Origin of the sequence: Pseudomonas fluorescens, assembly GCF_018614655.1 — a bacterium.
Taxonomy (GTDB): Bacteria; Pseudomonadota; Gammaproteobacteria; order Pseudomonadales; family Pseudomonadaceae; genus Aquipseudomonas; species Aquipseudomonas fluorescens_BX.
The window spans coordinates 1-13,613 of the sequence record NZ_JAGGOG010000044.1 but is presented as its reverse complement, the minus strand read 5'-3'; the positions used below and the strand labels follow the sequence as shown (position 1 = coordinate 13,613).

Below are 13,613 nucleotides of genomic sequence, written 5' to 3'. Positions count from 1 at the left end.
CTTGCAGGGTAATGAGATCAGAAGGCGTTAATGCGAAGGGAGAAGCTGGCCGAGGCATGCGTATAACCAATCCATGACATTGGGCGCATAGTATATATGTCGCTCGTAGAAAAATGAATTAACCGCTCAGGCCACTAGATCGAGAGGTCCACGGCTGAAGTTTCTATCGTCGTATCGACCTCTCTAAGAGGAATAATGAAACGACACATTTCTCCCGCATTTTTGTCAAACCTTGCCAAGTATGGGCTTGAGCCCCCATCGCGGTAATCACGGTCTTGCTCTTTTCAGATAGTGCTGACGACCTGCTCAAATGTGGAAAACACACCCAGATCCGCGTTTTTCCATTTTAGCCGCTCTAGACCGGACCTCTCCCATTCTCGGTTCAATTCCTCGGTACGGGCCAAGCGTGACAAATCTTTTCCAAAAACTGAAAATTTTTTCTCAAAATGAAAAACACCCCAGTCCGCTAAACACCCCAGCCCGTTTGGTCGGGACGGGTATTTTCATTGCGTCGCCTCTTCATCGAATAGCTAGGTGAGGATGGCACGAATACTCTTACTTGCTCGGCGATGATCAACGTCCGCAGGATGGCTACCAAGCCCAATACCACGTCCATGGTCTCTACGCGACACTGCCACGCGGGCAAGCAAGGCAACCGGTATGGGATTCCCCCATGCCACGGCGTACCCGCTCTGGAGCATCCAATACATCCACTTGGCCAACGGTCAAGCACCTGGAAGTCCGCGCGATCGACCGACAACAGCGTTGCCGATCGGAACACCCCGCACGCGGCATCATTCTGGCAGATCTATCAGTACCTTAATGAACGCCGCGTCACCATCACCGATACCGATGGCACCCGCGAAGAGATTCAGGAAACCCTGAACCACAGTGCTGAAAGAGGAGTGATCGGTATCAACTCGAGTCCAGGAAGCCTGTCGAAAGTCTGGCCAGGAACTCCTCACACGGGCTCAGCTATAACGCGCTTTACCTCAGAGCACCACCTACAAGTTCATCGAGCGAACCAAGAAGCACTTCTGCATCGAGGGACCCAGCATTAACCAATGGCTGTTGCGGATTCCACGACACTTGGACACCCAGCCCATCATCATTTGGACACTCGTTCCACGCTCACTTGGACACCTATTCCACGTCCATTCGGACAGGCAGTCGGAGCGCAGCGACGCAGGTTCGCATTGTTAGTCTGAAGTGCCCGATGCCGTCAATTTCGTTGCGCGTCTGCGCATCGATTCGCCCTTCAGTTCGATCCGATAAACGTTGTGCACCAGTCGGTCGAGGATCGCGTCACCCAAGGTCGGATCGCCGATCAGCGCATGCCATTTGTCCACCGGCATCTGGCTGGTCACCAGCGTCGAGCGATGCCCGTAACGGTCGTCCAGCAGCTCCAGCATGTCGCGCCGTTGCGCAGCGGTAAACGGCGCCAGGCCCCAGTCGTCGAGGATCAGCAGATCGGTCTTGGCATAACCCGCCATCAGTTTGGCGAAGCGGCCATCACCGTGGGCCAGGCCCAGTTCTTCCATCAAGCGCGGCAAGCGCAGATAACGCACGCTGTAACCGTCGCGGCAGGCCTTGTGCGCCAGCGCGCAGGCGAGCCAGGTTTTGCCTACGCCAGTTGGGCCGCCGATGATCAGGTTCAGGCCGTCGCGCAGCCACTGGCCGCTGCCCAGTTGCAGGATCAGCGACTTATCCAGGCCGCGCGGGCTGCGGTAGTCGATGTCTTCCAGGCAGGCGTTATGGCGCAGTCGTGCGGCTTTGAGCCGAGTCGTCAGACGGGCATCTTCACGCTCGGTCAGCTCGCGGTCGACCATCAGGCCCAGGCGTTCATCGAAGCTGAGGTCGTTGATGTCGGGCGTTGCGTGCTGCTCACCAAGCGCCTTGATCATGCCGTGTAGGCGCAGGGTTTGCAGTTTGTCCAGCGTCGGGTTAGGTAGCATTTAGTGCTCCTTTTTCAGGTCAGTGGTAGTAGCCGGGGCCGCGCAGGTTGATGTGTTCGTCGGGCAGTAACGGCAGGTTTTGCTGGGCCAACGGCAGCCGTTCCAACCGTTGGCGCAGGATCGATTCAAGGCTTTTGTAGCTGCACGCGCCCAGTGCCAGCGCTCGCTGGCAAGCGGCTTCCAGCCGCTCTTCGCCGTGCTGTTTGCTCACGCGCAAGATGCCCAGGCAGGCGCGGAAGCCGTGCTGCGGATGGATTCGGCGTTCGAGGATGTGAGCGATGACGCCGGCCGTGTTCGGCCCGGTCTGCTCTGCCCAGCGGATCAGCCGTTGCGGCGTCCACTCGGCGTGTTCGCGGTGGCTCTTGGGCATGTGCTCGGTCTGGGTGGTGTGGCGGCCTTTGTGCGGCGAGCGCAGATGGCTGGCCACGCGCTGGTTGGTATGGAAGCACTCGACGGTCTGCGCGGTCAGCCGCACTTCGAGTTGGTGCTTCACCAGCTGGTACGGCACCGAGTAGTAATGGCCGTCGACCTCGACGTGGTAGTCGATGTGTACCCGCACTTTTTTCCATTCGGCGTAGACGTACGGATGTTCGGGGAGCGGTTGCAACGCGGGTTGGTCGATGGTCTCGAAGGCCGAGCGGCGCGAGCCGGGCAGCTTTTTGAAGGGCCGTTGATTGAGCCGATCAAGCAGCAGACCAATCGCCTTGTTGAGTTCGCCGAGCGAGAAGAACTGGCGGTTGCGCAGCACTGCCAAGATCCAACGCTCGACCACCTGCACACCGACTTCAACCTTGGCTTTGTCCTTAGGTTTGCGCGAGCGAGCGGGCAGTACGGCTACGCCGTAATGTTCGGCCAGATCGCGGTAGCTGGGGTTGATGTCCGGTTCGTAGCGATGCGCTTTGGTGACGCCGCTGCGCAGATTGTCCGGCACCAGGATCTGCGATGTGCCGCCGAGAAAAGCAAAACAGCGGGCGTGCGAGCCCAGCCAATCGGGCAGTTTCTGCGACCAGGTGGCCTCGGCGAAGGTGTAGCTGGAGGCGCCCAGCACGGCAACGAAGATCTGGGTCTGGCGGGTTTCGCCGGTCTGCCGGTCGATAACGGGTACGGTCTGGCCGGCGTAATCGACAAACAGCTTTTCACCGGCGCGATGTTCCTGGCGCATGACCACGTCGATCTTGGCGGCCCAGAGGCGGTAGTGCTCGCAGAACCAGCTGTACTGAAAGCCTTGTGGGTGGCTGAGTCGGTACTCTTGCCAGAGCAAAGCCAAGGTGACGCCGGGGCGGCGCAGCTCTGCATGAGCCCACGCCCAGTCCGGCATCGGACGCTGATCGCTGGGAACCATCGGCGCTGGCGGGAACAGACACCGTTCAAGTTCAACATCCGACAACGCTGTCGGCCAAGTCAGACCGCAGGCGTTGAAACGATGCAGGTAATTGCCGGCACTGCCGCTGCTGATGCGAAGGCTGGTGGCGATCTTGCGCACGGACAGGCCGGCGTCGAACTTTAGGCGTAGTACCTCTCGGATTTTACGCATGGATAAACGCTCCACGACGACCTCTTCGCTTCGAAAAAAGAGGTCGATGGTAGTGAAAAATCCTGCGTCGTTGCCTGCCTGAGCATGGGGTGGATCAGTGAGAGATCACTGTCCAAATACTCGTGGAATCAGTGTCCAAGTGGCCGTGGAATGAGTGTCCAAGTCAGCGTGGAATCGCTGTCCAAGTGTTCGTGGAATGGGTGTCCAAGTGCGCATGGAATCCGCAGGCTGTTTCAGAAACGCAGATAACCCCTTGATCTGCAATTAGATGTTGCCTGGAATGAGTGCTGCCTGCGTTTTACTGAAGAGTCTGTGTGTTAACCTTTTGTTTGTGTGGAATAAATGGAAGTTCATGGTAAATAACTAATGAATACAGCAACTTATACAAAACACTCAGTGGAAGGTCAGAGGAAGGCGCTGGAAGGTTTTTCCTCCCACCAACATTCCACTTTTTTGCCTGACTCTTCAACCTGGTTGCAGGCCTTTGAAACCGTGGACTCCAGCGATCCATACACACACCGACTTTCCAGCACCTTCCATTCGTACTGGAAGGCCATTTTTCTGCAGCCCAAGCAAGACAAGGGGGCTACAGCGAAATCTTCCACTTATTCCACACGTAGCTGGTCACCCCGCGACTTTTATATGTACGAGCAACGCCATGACCGGACTTTCTGAGCAGGAAACGTTTCGTCGGGACTGCCTGGTACGGCACCTACTCAGCCGCTGGAGCCGGCAGGAGATCGTCGAGTGGCTCAACGAACCGAAAAAACCGAGCGCTTTCGTGAAGACATGCGACGGCGACTGAACACTCAACGACATGTACTCAATCACCACTGAAAAGGAATAGGCAAATGCAAGTCCACGTCATCACCGGCCAACAGGCCACGGGCAAGACCGTGCAGTTACGGGCCATACAGACCGAGCTGAAAGAAGGCCTCGAGGTCGAGATCCTCAGCGGCAATAGCTGCACCACGCCGTATTTTTTGGAACGACTCAAGCGGCGGGCAGCCTCCGGAGCCAAATACTTTTGGCTGATGACGGCACCCGGCCACAAATTCAGGCAGTTCTGCAGTGGCAGGGCCACGAAGAATCGGATTTGCCTGACGACCTGATCGTGCACTTGGTGCGCCAAGCCTGAGCGGAGAACAACCATGATCATTCGATACAGCGCCAACGGCCTACCCGGCAAGTTGCCGTTACCGTCCAGTTACATCGATTCCCGATCGCCAGAAGAACTGGCCGAGCTGGCAGCAGCGGCACATTGGTGGGATCACCCAGAGGACACACCGACGTTCGTCACGGTCGTGCATATGCGCGATGTGGATGGGCATGACCTGGGATTGTTTGAAGTGCGTTGTGAACAGCGTCCGATATTTAGCGCAAGCCCATTGCGGCAAGCGTGAGCGAAACGGTGTCGAGGAGTTACACCGATGAAAGCGACGCACCACAGCAGCAGTGACCACTAGGATACCACCCCACCGAATCACAGTGGATCCCCCACACCTTTAAACCATCACCGCCATTGCTGGCCACGGTAGTGATAGGGCCTCGTTGATCGGCTATCTGGTACACAAGCCCCCCGGACGAACGTCTGCGTTTGGGGAGCCTAGTCAACATGGCCCAAACCATGGATGACCTGAGCGAGCGTGACGCAGCCGTCATCGCCGAGCGGCTCTCCAAACCCACCGTCCAGAGCCGCTTTCAAAGAGAACCGCGCTATGTCTTCTAAAACAATCGGCATCCCCGAGCCGACCAGCCCATCACCTTGTTGGCAGCGCCCTGCACTCAGCTCTTTGGTCCGGATTGCTTCATTGAACTTTTGTACAGAGAGCTGAGCAAAATTGCGCCCAGTCTCGAACACCGTTTAATGCGCTGGCCGCGTTGTGGTACTCAGGCAAGTGCCACCGCCGAACGGTAAAATTGCTGCTCAAATCTGCATCGGCCCAAATCGGAGTGTGATTGTTCCGACGGCAGTGCGCCGGGGCACAGGGTCTAACTGAGATTGCTGAACAAGTGACGGAGAATCTCAATGGTTGAGCACTCGATGATCAAGCAATACACCGTCAAAGAGTCCTGGAAAGACCTTGAGGTCACACTTGAGGTCGACCTCCGAGTCCTGACCGAAAATCGAGCCACGATGATCAACCAGTTCTGGTCGGAAGATGACGATCGCCTGGAAGCCGAGGACGGGGATGTCGTCAAGGCCGTGATCGGCTTGACAGGATCCACACTGTCAATACCTTTTTTGGAGGGTGGCGCCAGTTTCAGCGATGACACGAAAAACCTGCTCGGCACCTCGGTGGGGGATTACGTCAGTACCAGCTTTCATAACGAGGAAGGTTGGGGTGAGACGATCTTAGGATCCCCTTATGGTTGGTGCGGTATCCGCGTTATTGCTGCTGATGTGGAGACACCCAGTTTTGACGATGTTGAGTTGGTCGAGGTGAGTTATGAAGGCTGATCAGTGCGACACCATGGTTGAGCAGAAACGATTCGCCCAAGGTTGGCTCTCGCCAAGAAACGTCCCAATGTGGCACCTGTCAGCAGGACGATGGAAAAATCCATAACCCCGACTCATTGTCGGAGTTGGTCAGCTTTCGTTGTGCCCTTGGTGACTTCGCCACGACCCGCACCGCGATCTGTGCTCAGTACGACGAGAAGCACCGTGGACAACCTGAAAACGCGGCGTCGCATCGTGCCAGTAGAAGGCGATGCTCTGTTGTTCTGCCAAGACTACGACTGTAACCAGGAAAAGCACGTGATCCACACCATCGTCAAAGGCACAGGGTTACAGATGGACATGGCACTTTTGGCGTCGGGTCCGTTCACCCAGCGGCCATCGCTCAGGCACTGCTTGAAGAGACCCACTCCGACCAAGGCAGCCAAGGCGAATTCAACCATCAGCTGTCACCAGTAGAGTTTGAAATGCGTTAAGCAACGAGACTGGAGAGTGTCTAGAAAACCCGGGGCGATTCACGCCATAGATAGAGACATCTGGTGTTTCATCACCATTTTTACGTTCGTTTGGAACTATTTTAATCAGTGCGCCACTATTTTCTAGTGGTCGCCGACATTCAGAGTTTTGGGTTGGTATGCGACCTAACTTAAACGGAGAAGTTTATGAACGTCAATGGTATTGCGCCATCTACTGCACGTTACGCTAATGCCGAGGCAGCATCGTCATCCCCAGGCCGGTCTAAGTGCGGCGAGTTAGCAACTAAGTGTGCTGGGACGCAAGTTGACTGGGGTGGTATATCAACTAAAGCTGCAAGGGAGACGTGTGGGCAGCGGGAAAGCGGACGGGCGGAGGATGGGGGGGGAGTGCGCAATTTTTTCAAAAAATTGATGGAGATGTTTGGCATCGGACGGTAGTGCTTTGTACCTGCTCTGGGGTTTCCCCAGAGCAGGCTTTGCTTCAGTTGAAGCTTGAGGTGTGACCGTAAAAGCGCATTCTTTCGAGTTTTCCCAGCGGCATCAGGTGGCAGTGGCGACTTACACGGGATCCTACTCGACTTAGGCTAACCAATACAAAGGCAACTTACAGCGATTGGATCTTGATAGCTTCCATCTCCTGGTTGACTCGTGTTTGGATGTCACTGAGCACTGGGGCCACGTCATCAGCGGTGGCCTGCATCCAGCTAAAGGAGCGCTGCATCAGGTCAATTTGCCTTTTGTCGATAAAAATCGAACGATTCTTTTTTGTGCCAGTACACAGTCTTTGAGCAATTCAACGAAAAATAGGCTGGCTTGCGCGGCTTCTTCGATGGCGTTGAGCTCTCTTAACGTTACTTTCACTCTCATTTCTATCATTTATCACTCTCTTCCCTGTGTAAAGAAACAACTATCAGGAGGCATCAGTCTGCCTCTATCTCAGTCGTAAGCTCCTCTAAAATCGACTTGATTTATTTTTTATTTGCTACCTTGCGTCGTTCAGCGCACTTACCCTTGGACGGATACGTGCTTTTCTTGGCGTCCCTTCAGGCCTGTGTACCCTCCCATCAATTGACGTTGCGCAACTGGATGGCCATTCGCATAACGCTAAATTAGGTATTAATACGGTTTCAGGTTTCCTGCAGACAAAGTTGAAGTAGGGGAGGGGCGCAAGACTGCTAGGACTCAGTGGCACTGGGAAATATGAATGTGTATGCGCTTATTTGACCATTGATTCCAGAACTTTCATCGCTCGTAGAGTGCGCTCATTTACAGCCAAGACTTCATCTATTTGTTCACGAGTAAATGTTTTGATTTGTGTTGGTTTGGTCGCATTGATCCAGTTCAAAAGCGCCAAGCTACACGATTTATATCCCGCCAGGATGGTGGATAACGCCACTGACTCCTCGCGCGTCATTTCCGCGGTTCCTCATTGTTTACGACATCCAGTTTTTGTAAATTGTCGTGTGTGGATTATCAATTTTCCGTTGCGTTCAACGTTGAAGCGAGTCTCAGTGTACGAAGAAATGATTTTTAAACCAACACTGAAAGGGTCCGACCTGGTACAGCGACTCGTTTCGAGACGGTGTGTCCGAATCAATAGATCATTCACTCTGTGTTGGCCCGGTCGAGCGCTCGCTTGAGAGCATATTTTGTCTCCCATACGACATTTTCTGTTCGCTCAGCCATGTCCATAAGTTCGTTAAGGAGAACAAGGCTAATGGTCGCTATTTCATCTTCTCGTCTTTTGCGAAGCACCCACTGAAGATCTTCCAGAAACGTATTACAAATACGCTCGGCGCGCGTGAAAACATCAATTTCCCGTTCAATGAGCACTTGTTTTACCTCCCGGTCTGCAAAAAAATTGTTCGCACTGTTCGTCGCTGCCACCTAAGAGAGAAACCTACTGAGCGCTTTTGAAAGTGTCTTTAAGAAATGCCTCAAAAATGCCTTGTTCTCCTTCTCCACTCTCGGGCTTGGTTGGGTTTCGCGATCTTTTGATCACTGTAATCATGTCCTCGACTCGCAACCGTACTGCGCTTTTTATTGGTGTCGCTTGTAGCTGTTTGAACGCGTCGGTTTCCTTGAAACTAGGTTTTACTACCTAGATCGGACCGTGCTAAGGAATGAGGTCGTGGTAGCTCTGAGCCCAATGGTTCGCATCCAGTAATCATTCCGTACCCGGTTGATCAAAAATGCCAAAAGACCTCCTCTGCAGGAACCCTCAGGGTTTCAATAGACTAAAAATACCCTGCAGCGCCGAGCCGGCCTCGCGTAGACCCAGGTGCAGAGGGTGCAAGGACATCGTCCTAGTTAGGCCGCGTCGTGGTGGCGGGGCATCATCGCTGGCGGGGGAGGCCGTACGGTTGAGGCCCGCATCATCTGATTGTTTAGGCGTGTGCTAAATGCAGCGAGGTGTAGACCGTGCGACTGCTGTGCACCTGCCGATTATTGGTCGAGGACGACCATTCGATCGGCCGAACAATCCGACACTGGCTGAGGCGCTGGACATGAACCAATTCTTCGACGCTGGTTCGTGATAGGCGTGTCGCTTGGGCAGCACCGTGCCGGAAAGGTCGGGTGTCGTGTTCAGTTTGCTTTCGCCGTGTTTAAAAAATCTCAGGCAGTGGAGTACTAAGCGCAAGCTGAACCGTTTGCACCAGCGCATTCGCCTCCAATGGAGCGGGCGGGTGCCAAAGCCCGCAAGTTTGTTCACAAAATTACTGTTTTATTGTGTCTCCCCCTTCTTTTGATATGCCTCTTTTTTTGATTCCAATTCGCCTAGGAACTTCTTTACGATGAATCATTATGGTCTCTGGTGCCTCAATACCCAGCGTGATTTGCTGATTTTTGACCTCCAACACTGTGATTCTTATATCGTCCATAATGCAGATGGTTTCGCTTGGATTGCGGGAAATGACCAGCATAGATTTTCCTTTCTGTCACCGGATCTCTTACCAGGGAAGGTTGGGGCGTTTCGGAGTCGACCGCCGCAGAAACTAACTCAGCTATTGGGTGTGTAATAAATTAGGGTGGAGACTTACAAGCGCTGCTGTTTTGCTAATCGTTGGAGAAAGTCTATCGTAACTCTTGTTAGAGTTTTTGAACTTTCCCAAACAATTGAGCCGCCGCCACCTGAACTGTGCACGAAACGCTGCCGAATCAGCTAGAAATAAAATGTTTCAGCATCATTCTAAAACGGAGAGCTCATATTGGCAGTGAACGATTGGCGGACCGAGTCATCTTGGAAAAACTGAATGCTTTCATCAAGACGGATCCATCCTGAAAGTCGGATGCCTTAAGGGGGCGACCATCAAGCTTGAGGATATTCAACGCTGCGAGTCCCGACTTGCCGAGCCTTACGCGTATCGCCATGAAAATTACACTACCTCTGATATCGCTTCTGCCCAACCTCTGCTGGTGAGGCCTACATCCCAAGCCTGTACGGTCGCCCGCGTAAGCGCTGCCGCTGGTTGCGGACGACAAGGGCGATGACGCCGCAGCCTTGCGCCGCTACTGTGATCATTACTGGATGCAGCCGGTAATCCCGCTGCGCAGCATGAAGCGCAAGCCGAGGCCGGGCTTGCCAAGACGGTTTGATCGCCCCCAGTACCGGCAGCGCAACATCATTGAGCGCATGTTCGGGTGACTCAAGCAGAACCGCCGCGTCGTTACACCCTTCGGCAAACTCACGAAAAGTTACGCCGCGATGATCTCACTGGCTTGTGCCATGCGGTGTTTGCGACATTACTTTTCGCGATTAATACAGGTTCATTTAGCCAGAAAAATCTGACATATACGATGATCCTTCCAGTTGCCTGTCAGCCCAGCGTTAACAGTGCTTATATAGTTAGCGCAAAGAAAATAATTTTTCAACCAGCGGCCCATAATACTGGTATGTGAGGTGGCTGGTGAAGGTTGGTCCGTACTCCCGGATAGCATCATCGTCAACAGGTAAACCTTCCTTGGCCATCTCTGCACTGATCGTTGCTTTGTAGAGCTCCGGGTCCGAGACAATATCCTCGAACGCCTCCTTGACCTGGGCAAATTCAGTAGGAAAACGCCTCTCAAGGACCGTCTGCATTGACTCATTATTGGCCAGATATTCGTTGAATTTTTTAGCTTCGGTCAATCTCACCTGCTGTTCAGCCTCTGCAAAATCGCTGGCTTTCAGTCCAGACCCGTATCTCGTTACCGAAACCTCTGTCGGTAATTGAAGCGTATCCCGTAAATGAACCTGATAAGCGAGGTAAACCTCGATGGGGTCGACAACCCTCATCGTCGAGGCTTTCTCACGTGCAATCTCCTCAAGCAGCTCCAAACGATATAAACCCCGCAAAACTTCTCTGAGCTCAGCAGGATGTTGATCATATTTACCGGCTCTAACCTCATCATGCAGAAGCACTTGCTGCATATTGTTATACGCCAGTGCCACCCGATCATCACAGGTGTCTGTTGCACAATGGCTGGCTACGAACGAGTTTTTTCGTAGCTCCTTATTATTTTCAAGCTTTTCAAGCCAGTTCCTTACCTGAGCCCGGAATTCTGCACTGTTGTAGTTAGGTGTGCCGCGCAGCCTATCCAGAAAGGCCGAGAATTCTTTTGCAGAATCTTCCTGGTCAAATCGGGACCAGAGATCCTGTCTGTCGAGAGGTAAAGGATCTTCATACCAGGATGACACCGCCGCGGTAAGTGGCCGGGCAACCGACTGTTCTGTCCTGTGTTCCCTGGAAAATATAACCCGTGGCCCCTGATAATCTGGTGCATTAGCAGCAGACTCAATGTTGTTGCGGACGGCATCTGAAAAAGGATTACTTTCAAGAATGACCGTGGGTTGACGCTCTGGGGTGATTGTACTCTGAGACAGCGTCCCGAGGCGCTCAGGGAAGCTTCGGAATTGGTTATTACTCAGGTCAAGCTCATGGAGCCGGCCAAGATGTTCTGGCAGCCCCTCAAGGTCTGACAACTGATTGCGACTGAGATTTAGTTGCGTTAAAGAGGGTAAACCATTCGATTCCAATCCGTTAATGGACGTCCAGCCATTATTACTGAGATCCAAAAACTGCAGGGTCCGCATCGGCTCAGGTAGGTGTACGCGTCGCAACCTGGCGTTACCGCTCACAACCAGCGTTCGGAGATCTAAAGATTTGTTGACCTCAAGCGCGTCGAGCTGAGGATTATTAGTAATTCTAATATCCTGCAGGCTGCGTAACCCCTCGGTTACGGTTATTGAAGTAACTTGGGGGTTTTTGTCCACGTGAAGTGATTCGAGTTTTGGGTAATCACCCAAAACCAGTACAGGCTGCTCAGATCTAATGTTGAACAAACTTAATGCTCTTACCTTCGGCATGCTTTCCGGTAAAATCACCGTAACCTCAGCACTTCCAGGAAAAGAATTGATGTGTAAATTTGCCAAATTTGGCATGTTCGGGGGCAGCGTGATGGTTGTATTTCGCCCCGGGTTCAATGATAAAGATATATACTCTGCATTGGCTGGAATATATTTCCAGAAACGACGCCGCGGGTCTAAAAGTGAATTCAACCACATATCATCCCTTGCAGTTGTATCCTGAGTCATTATGGTGTTGAATTCGCCAATGGCATGCCTGTCCATCCCATCTTGATCTAACTCCCCCCTCTGGTATTCCTGCCATACCCTGTGATAACTACCGGCCCAAGACGGGGCATTTTCTCCGTTCAAAAGCTCTGACAGCAAAGCCGTACCCATGACGTCCTGATCCATATTCGAAAAGGAAAACTGCCGCAGATAGTTGTCAATGTGCCGCTTGCTCGAAAACGTCCCTCTGTCAATCAGGCTCTGCTCAAGGCTCTCTCTCCTCTGCTGAAGTCTGCTGCTGAGGCTCTCAAGTGTAGGCGAAACATCTATCCTGTTATCGGCATTTTCCAGACGCTCTGCAATCATCTCGTTTCTGGAATATTGTCCGCCCTGAGCGAGAGCGTCGACTTCCCTCAGGTAGGCACTGGCGGCCGATTCATTAGGGAACAGGCCTTTAGAAACTAATACTTTTGCCTCTTTACCACCATACAGATCTAACGCCACACTGTTCAGGGCATATTTCATTGCCCACTCAGGCGGTCTCTTCATTGGCTGATCAGCTTCAGGGTAACGGTCCTGCAAAAACCACTCACGCAGTGCATTACCCTCGGGCGTGTCAGAAAAAATGAATCCGTTCAGCGCACGCTGCTTGAACTCGGCTGAGTAAGAGGTGGGACTGTCAGGCGGAAGACCAATGGTGCCGTATGCCCGCCACTCTTCACCGGGCTGTATAAACGGCTTCAGTGAATCTGGCACAGGCTTATTTTGCAGAAGCGATTGGATCAACAACTCTTTGCGTTGTGTCGCCTGACGACCGGTTCCAAAATTAAATGCACGTAGATAGTCATCGAGTGCAATCGGGTCTTTAGCCACGTGCTCTGACTGGACTTTCTGACTTGTCGACCAGGGCCATTTCCCACCGCCCGGCATCCGCTCCGACGCCACCACCAAACGACCATCCTGCTCTTTGACCACTCGCCTTGTATCAACATGACGCGGGTCGTAAATCACGTACTCTCCGCCCCTCTTATCCAGCGGGTAGTATTCCCTGTTCAGTTGCAGATAGTCCTGATGAGTCAACGGGTCACGGTATTTCCCGTAATTTCCGGGACCGCCCTCCGGCTCTTTCACCAATCGGCCGATGACAGCCTTGTCCTTCTCGTCAGCGCTTGCCAGCTTCCACCCCAGCACGTCCTCTGGCACCACGGCCGGCCTGTCGTTTACCTCTTCCGGAAGAACCGCTGCTGCACCTGACGGCCGGTCCGCCGGCTCACTCACCGTATTTTGTACGCCCCCAACAGCCCCCTCGGGTTCTGCTGCGCCTGTTCGCGGCCCGAACGAAAACTCCCTTTCCGCTTCACGGTACGTCCACGCATACGCTTGTGGTTGCGGCCGGACCGCCGCTGTACTTTCCTCCGCCTCAGCACCGCCCGGCACCAACTCGTGCGCCAGTTGCAGCACCGCCAGAAACGCACCGAAACCACCGCCTGTTCGCTCTTGCGCCGTGGCTCCCCACTCGCTGTCGTGAATACCAAACACCACGTTCCCCAGGTTACCCACTATCGGAATCATCCCCGAACCGCTGTCCCACCCCTCCTTCCAATACTTCCACTTCTGCTGCGACGTACCGAATACC

Annotated in this window: 11 protein-coding genes and 1 pseudogene; 6 read left to right on the top strand and 6 right to left on the bottom strand. The window is 53.5% G+C overall.

Annotation, left to right across the window (positions count from 1 at the left end):
• Window positions 1–1,199: 1,199 nt before the first annotated feature.
• Window positions 1,200–1,955 carry an IS21-like element ISPsy14 family helper ATPase IstB gene (gene istB / locus J7E41_RS27915; protein WP_214997443.1) on the bottom strand — a complete coding sequence of 252 codons (756 nt, stop codon included), beginning with the start codon at window positions 1,953–1,955 and terminating at the stop codon, window positions 1,200–1,202.
• Window positions 1,956–1,974: 19 nt separating this feature from the next.
• Complete coding sequence (gene istA / locus J7E41_RS27910) at window positions 1,975–3,489, bottom strand: IS21 family transposase (RefSeq protein ID WP_214997442.1); 1,515 nt, start codon at window positions 3,487–3,489, stop codon at window positions 1,975–1,977.
• A gap of 658 nt (window positions 3,490–4,147) precedes the next feature.
• Between istA and J7E41_RS27905 the strand changes: the two genes are divergently transcribed.
• The 5 genes from J7E41_RS27905 (at window position 4,148) to J7E41_RS27885 (ending at window position 6,406) form a co-directional block, all read left to right on the top strand.
• Entirely contained in the window at window positions 4,148–4,294 is a 147-nt protein-coding gene (locus tag J7E41_RS27905; protein ID WP_214997441.1) for a hypothetical protein, read from the top strand.
• A 46-nt stretch (window positions 4,295–4,340) separates the two neighbouring features.
• Window positions 4,341–4,601, top strand: coding sequence for a hypothetical protein (locus J7E41_RS27900; RefSeq protein ID WP_214997440.1), 261 nt, complete (start codon window positions 4,341–4,343; stop codon window positions 4,599–4,601).
• Window positions 4,602–4,640: 39 nt separating this feature from the next.
• The gene (locus J7E41_RS27895; RefSeq protein ID WP_214997439.1) at window positions 4,641–4,892 is read left to right on the top strand and encodes a hypothetical protein; all 252 of its coding nucleotides are present in this window, start codon (window positions 4,641–4,643) and stop codon (window positions 4,890–4,892) included.
• 626 nt (window positions 4,893–5,518) lie between these two features.
• The gene (locus tag J7E41_RS27890) at window positions 5,519–5,950 is read left to right on the top strand and encodes a DUF2528 family protein (RefSeq protein ID WP_251029731.1); all 432 of its coding nucleotides are present in this window, start codon (window positions 5,519–5,521) and stop codon (window positions 5,948–5,950) included.
• Between the two features lie 204 nt (window positions 5,951–6,154).
• On the top strand, window positions 6,155–6,406 hold the full coding sequence (locus tag J7E41_RS27885; protein ID WP_214997438.1) for a hypothetical protein: 252 nt from the start codon (window positions 6,155–6,157) through the stop codon (window positions 6,404–6,406).
• 1,233 nt (window positions 6,407–7,639) lie between these two features.
• On the opposite strand, the gene J7E41_RS27880 is transcribed toward J7E41_RS27885, so the two are convergent.
• The 3 genes from J7E41_RS27880 to J7E41_RS27870 form a co-directional block, all read right to left on the bottom strand.
• On the bottom strand, window positions 7,640–7,837 hold the full coding sequence (locus J7E41_RS27880; protein WP_214997437.1) for a hypothetical protein: 198 nt from the start codon (window positions 7,835–7,837) through the stop codon (window positions 7,640–7,642).
• Between the two features lie 191 nt (window positions 7,838–8,028).
• The gene (locus J7E41_RS27875) at window positions 8,029–8,310 is read right to left on the bottom strand and encodes a hypothetical protein (RefSeq protein WP_214997436.1); all 282 of its coding nucleotides are present in this window, start codon (window positions 8,308–8,310) and stop codon (window positions 8,029–8,031) included.
• An 830-nt stretch (window positions 8,311–9,140) separates the two neighbouring features.
• Window positions 9,141–9,347, bottom strand: a complete 207-nt coding sequence (locus J7E41_RS27870; protein ID WP_214997435.1) for a carbon storage regulator — start codon at window positions 9,345–9,347, stop codon at window positions 9,141–9,143.
• Window positions 9,348–9,810: 463 nt separating this feature from the next.
• Between J7E41_RS27870 and J7E41_RS28300 the strand changes: the two are divergent.
• A pseudogene (locus J7E41_RS28300) lies at window positions 9,811–10,213 on the top strand (IS5/IS1182 family transposase); the annotation flags it as partial.
• Window positions 10,214–10,270: 57 nt separating this feature from the next.
• Here J7E41_RS28300 and J7E41_RS28485 read toward each other — a convergent pair.
• Window positions 10,271–13,516: an NEL-type E3 ubiquitin ligase domain-containing protein gene (locus tag J7E41_RS28485; protein WP_214997434.1), complete on the bottom strand. Its 3,246-nt coding sequence runs from the start codon at window positions 13,514–13,516 to the stop codon at window positions 10,271–10,273.
• Window positions 13,517–13,613: the final 97 nt, after the last annotated feature.

Excerpts from the sequence above, each read along its gene's own strand:
- istB (WP_214997443.1), bottom strand. The coding sequence starts at position 1,955 with ATGCTACCTAACCCGACGCTGGACAAACTGCAAACCCTGCGCCTACAC.
- istA (WP_214997442.1), bottom strand. The coding sequence starts at position 3,489 with ATGCGTAAAATCCGAGAGGTACTACGCCTAAAGTTCGACGCCGGCCTG.
- J7E41_RS27905 (WP_214997441.1), top strand. The coding sequence starts at position 4,148 with ATGACCGGACTTTCTGAGCAGGAAACGTTTCGTCGGGACTGCCTGGTA.
- J7E41_RS27900 (WP_214997440.1), top strand. The coding sequence starts at position 4,341 with ATGCAAGTCCACGTCATCACCGGCCAACAGGCCACGGGCAAGACCGTG.
- J7E41_RS27895 (WP_214997439.1), top strand. The coding sequence starts at position 4,641 with ATGATCATTCGATACAGCGCCAACGGCCTACCCGGCAAGTTGCCGTTA.
- J7E41_RS27890 (WP_251029731.1), top strand. The coding sequence starts at position 5,519 with ATGGTTGAGCACTCGATGATCAAGCAATACACCGTCAAAGAGTCCTGG.
- J7E41_RS27880 (WP_214997437.1), bottom strand. The coding sequence starts at position 7,837 with ATGACGCGCGAGGAGTCAGTGGCGTTATCCACCATCCTGGCGGGATAT.
- J7E41_RS27870 (WP_214997435.1), bottom strand. The coding sequence starts at position 9,347 with ATGCTGGTCATTTCCCGCAATCCAAGCGAAACCATCTGCATTATGGAC.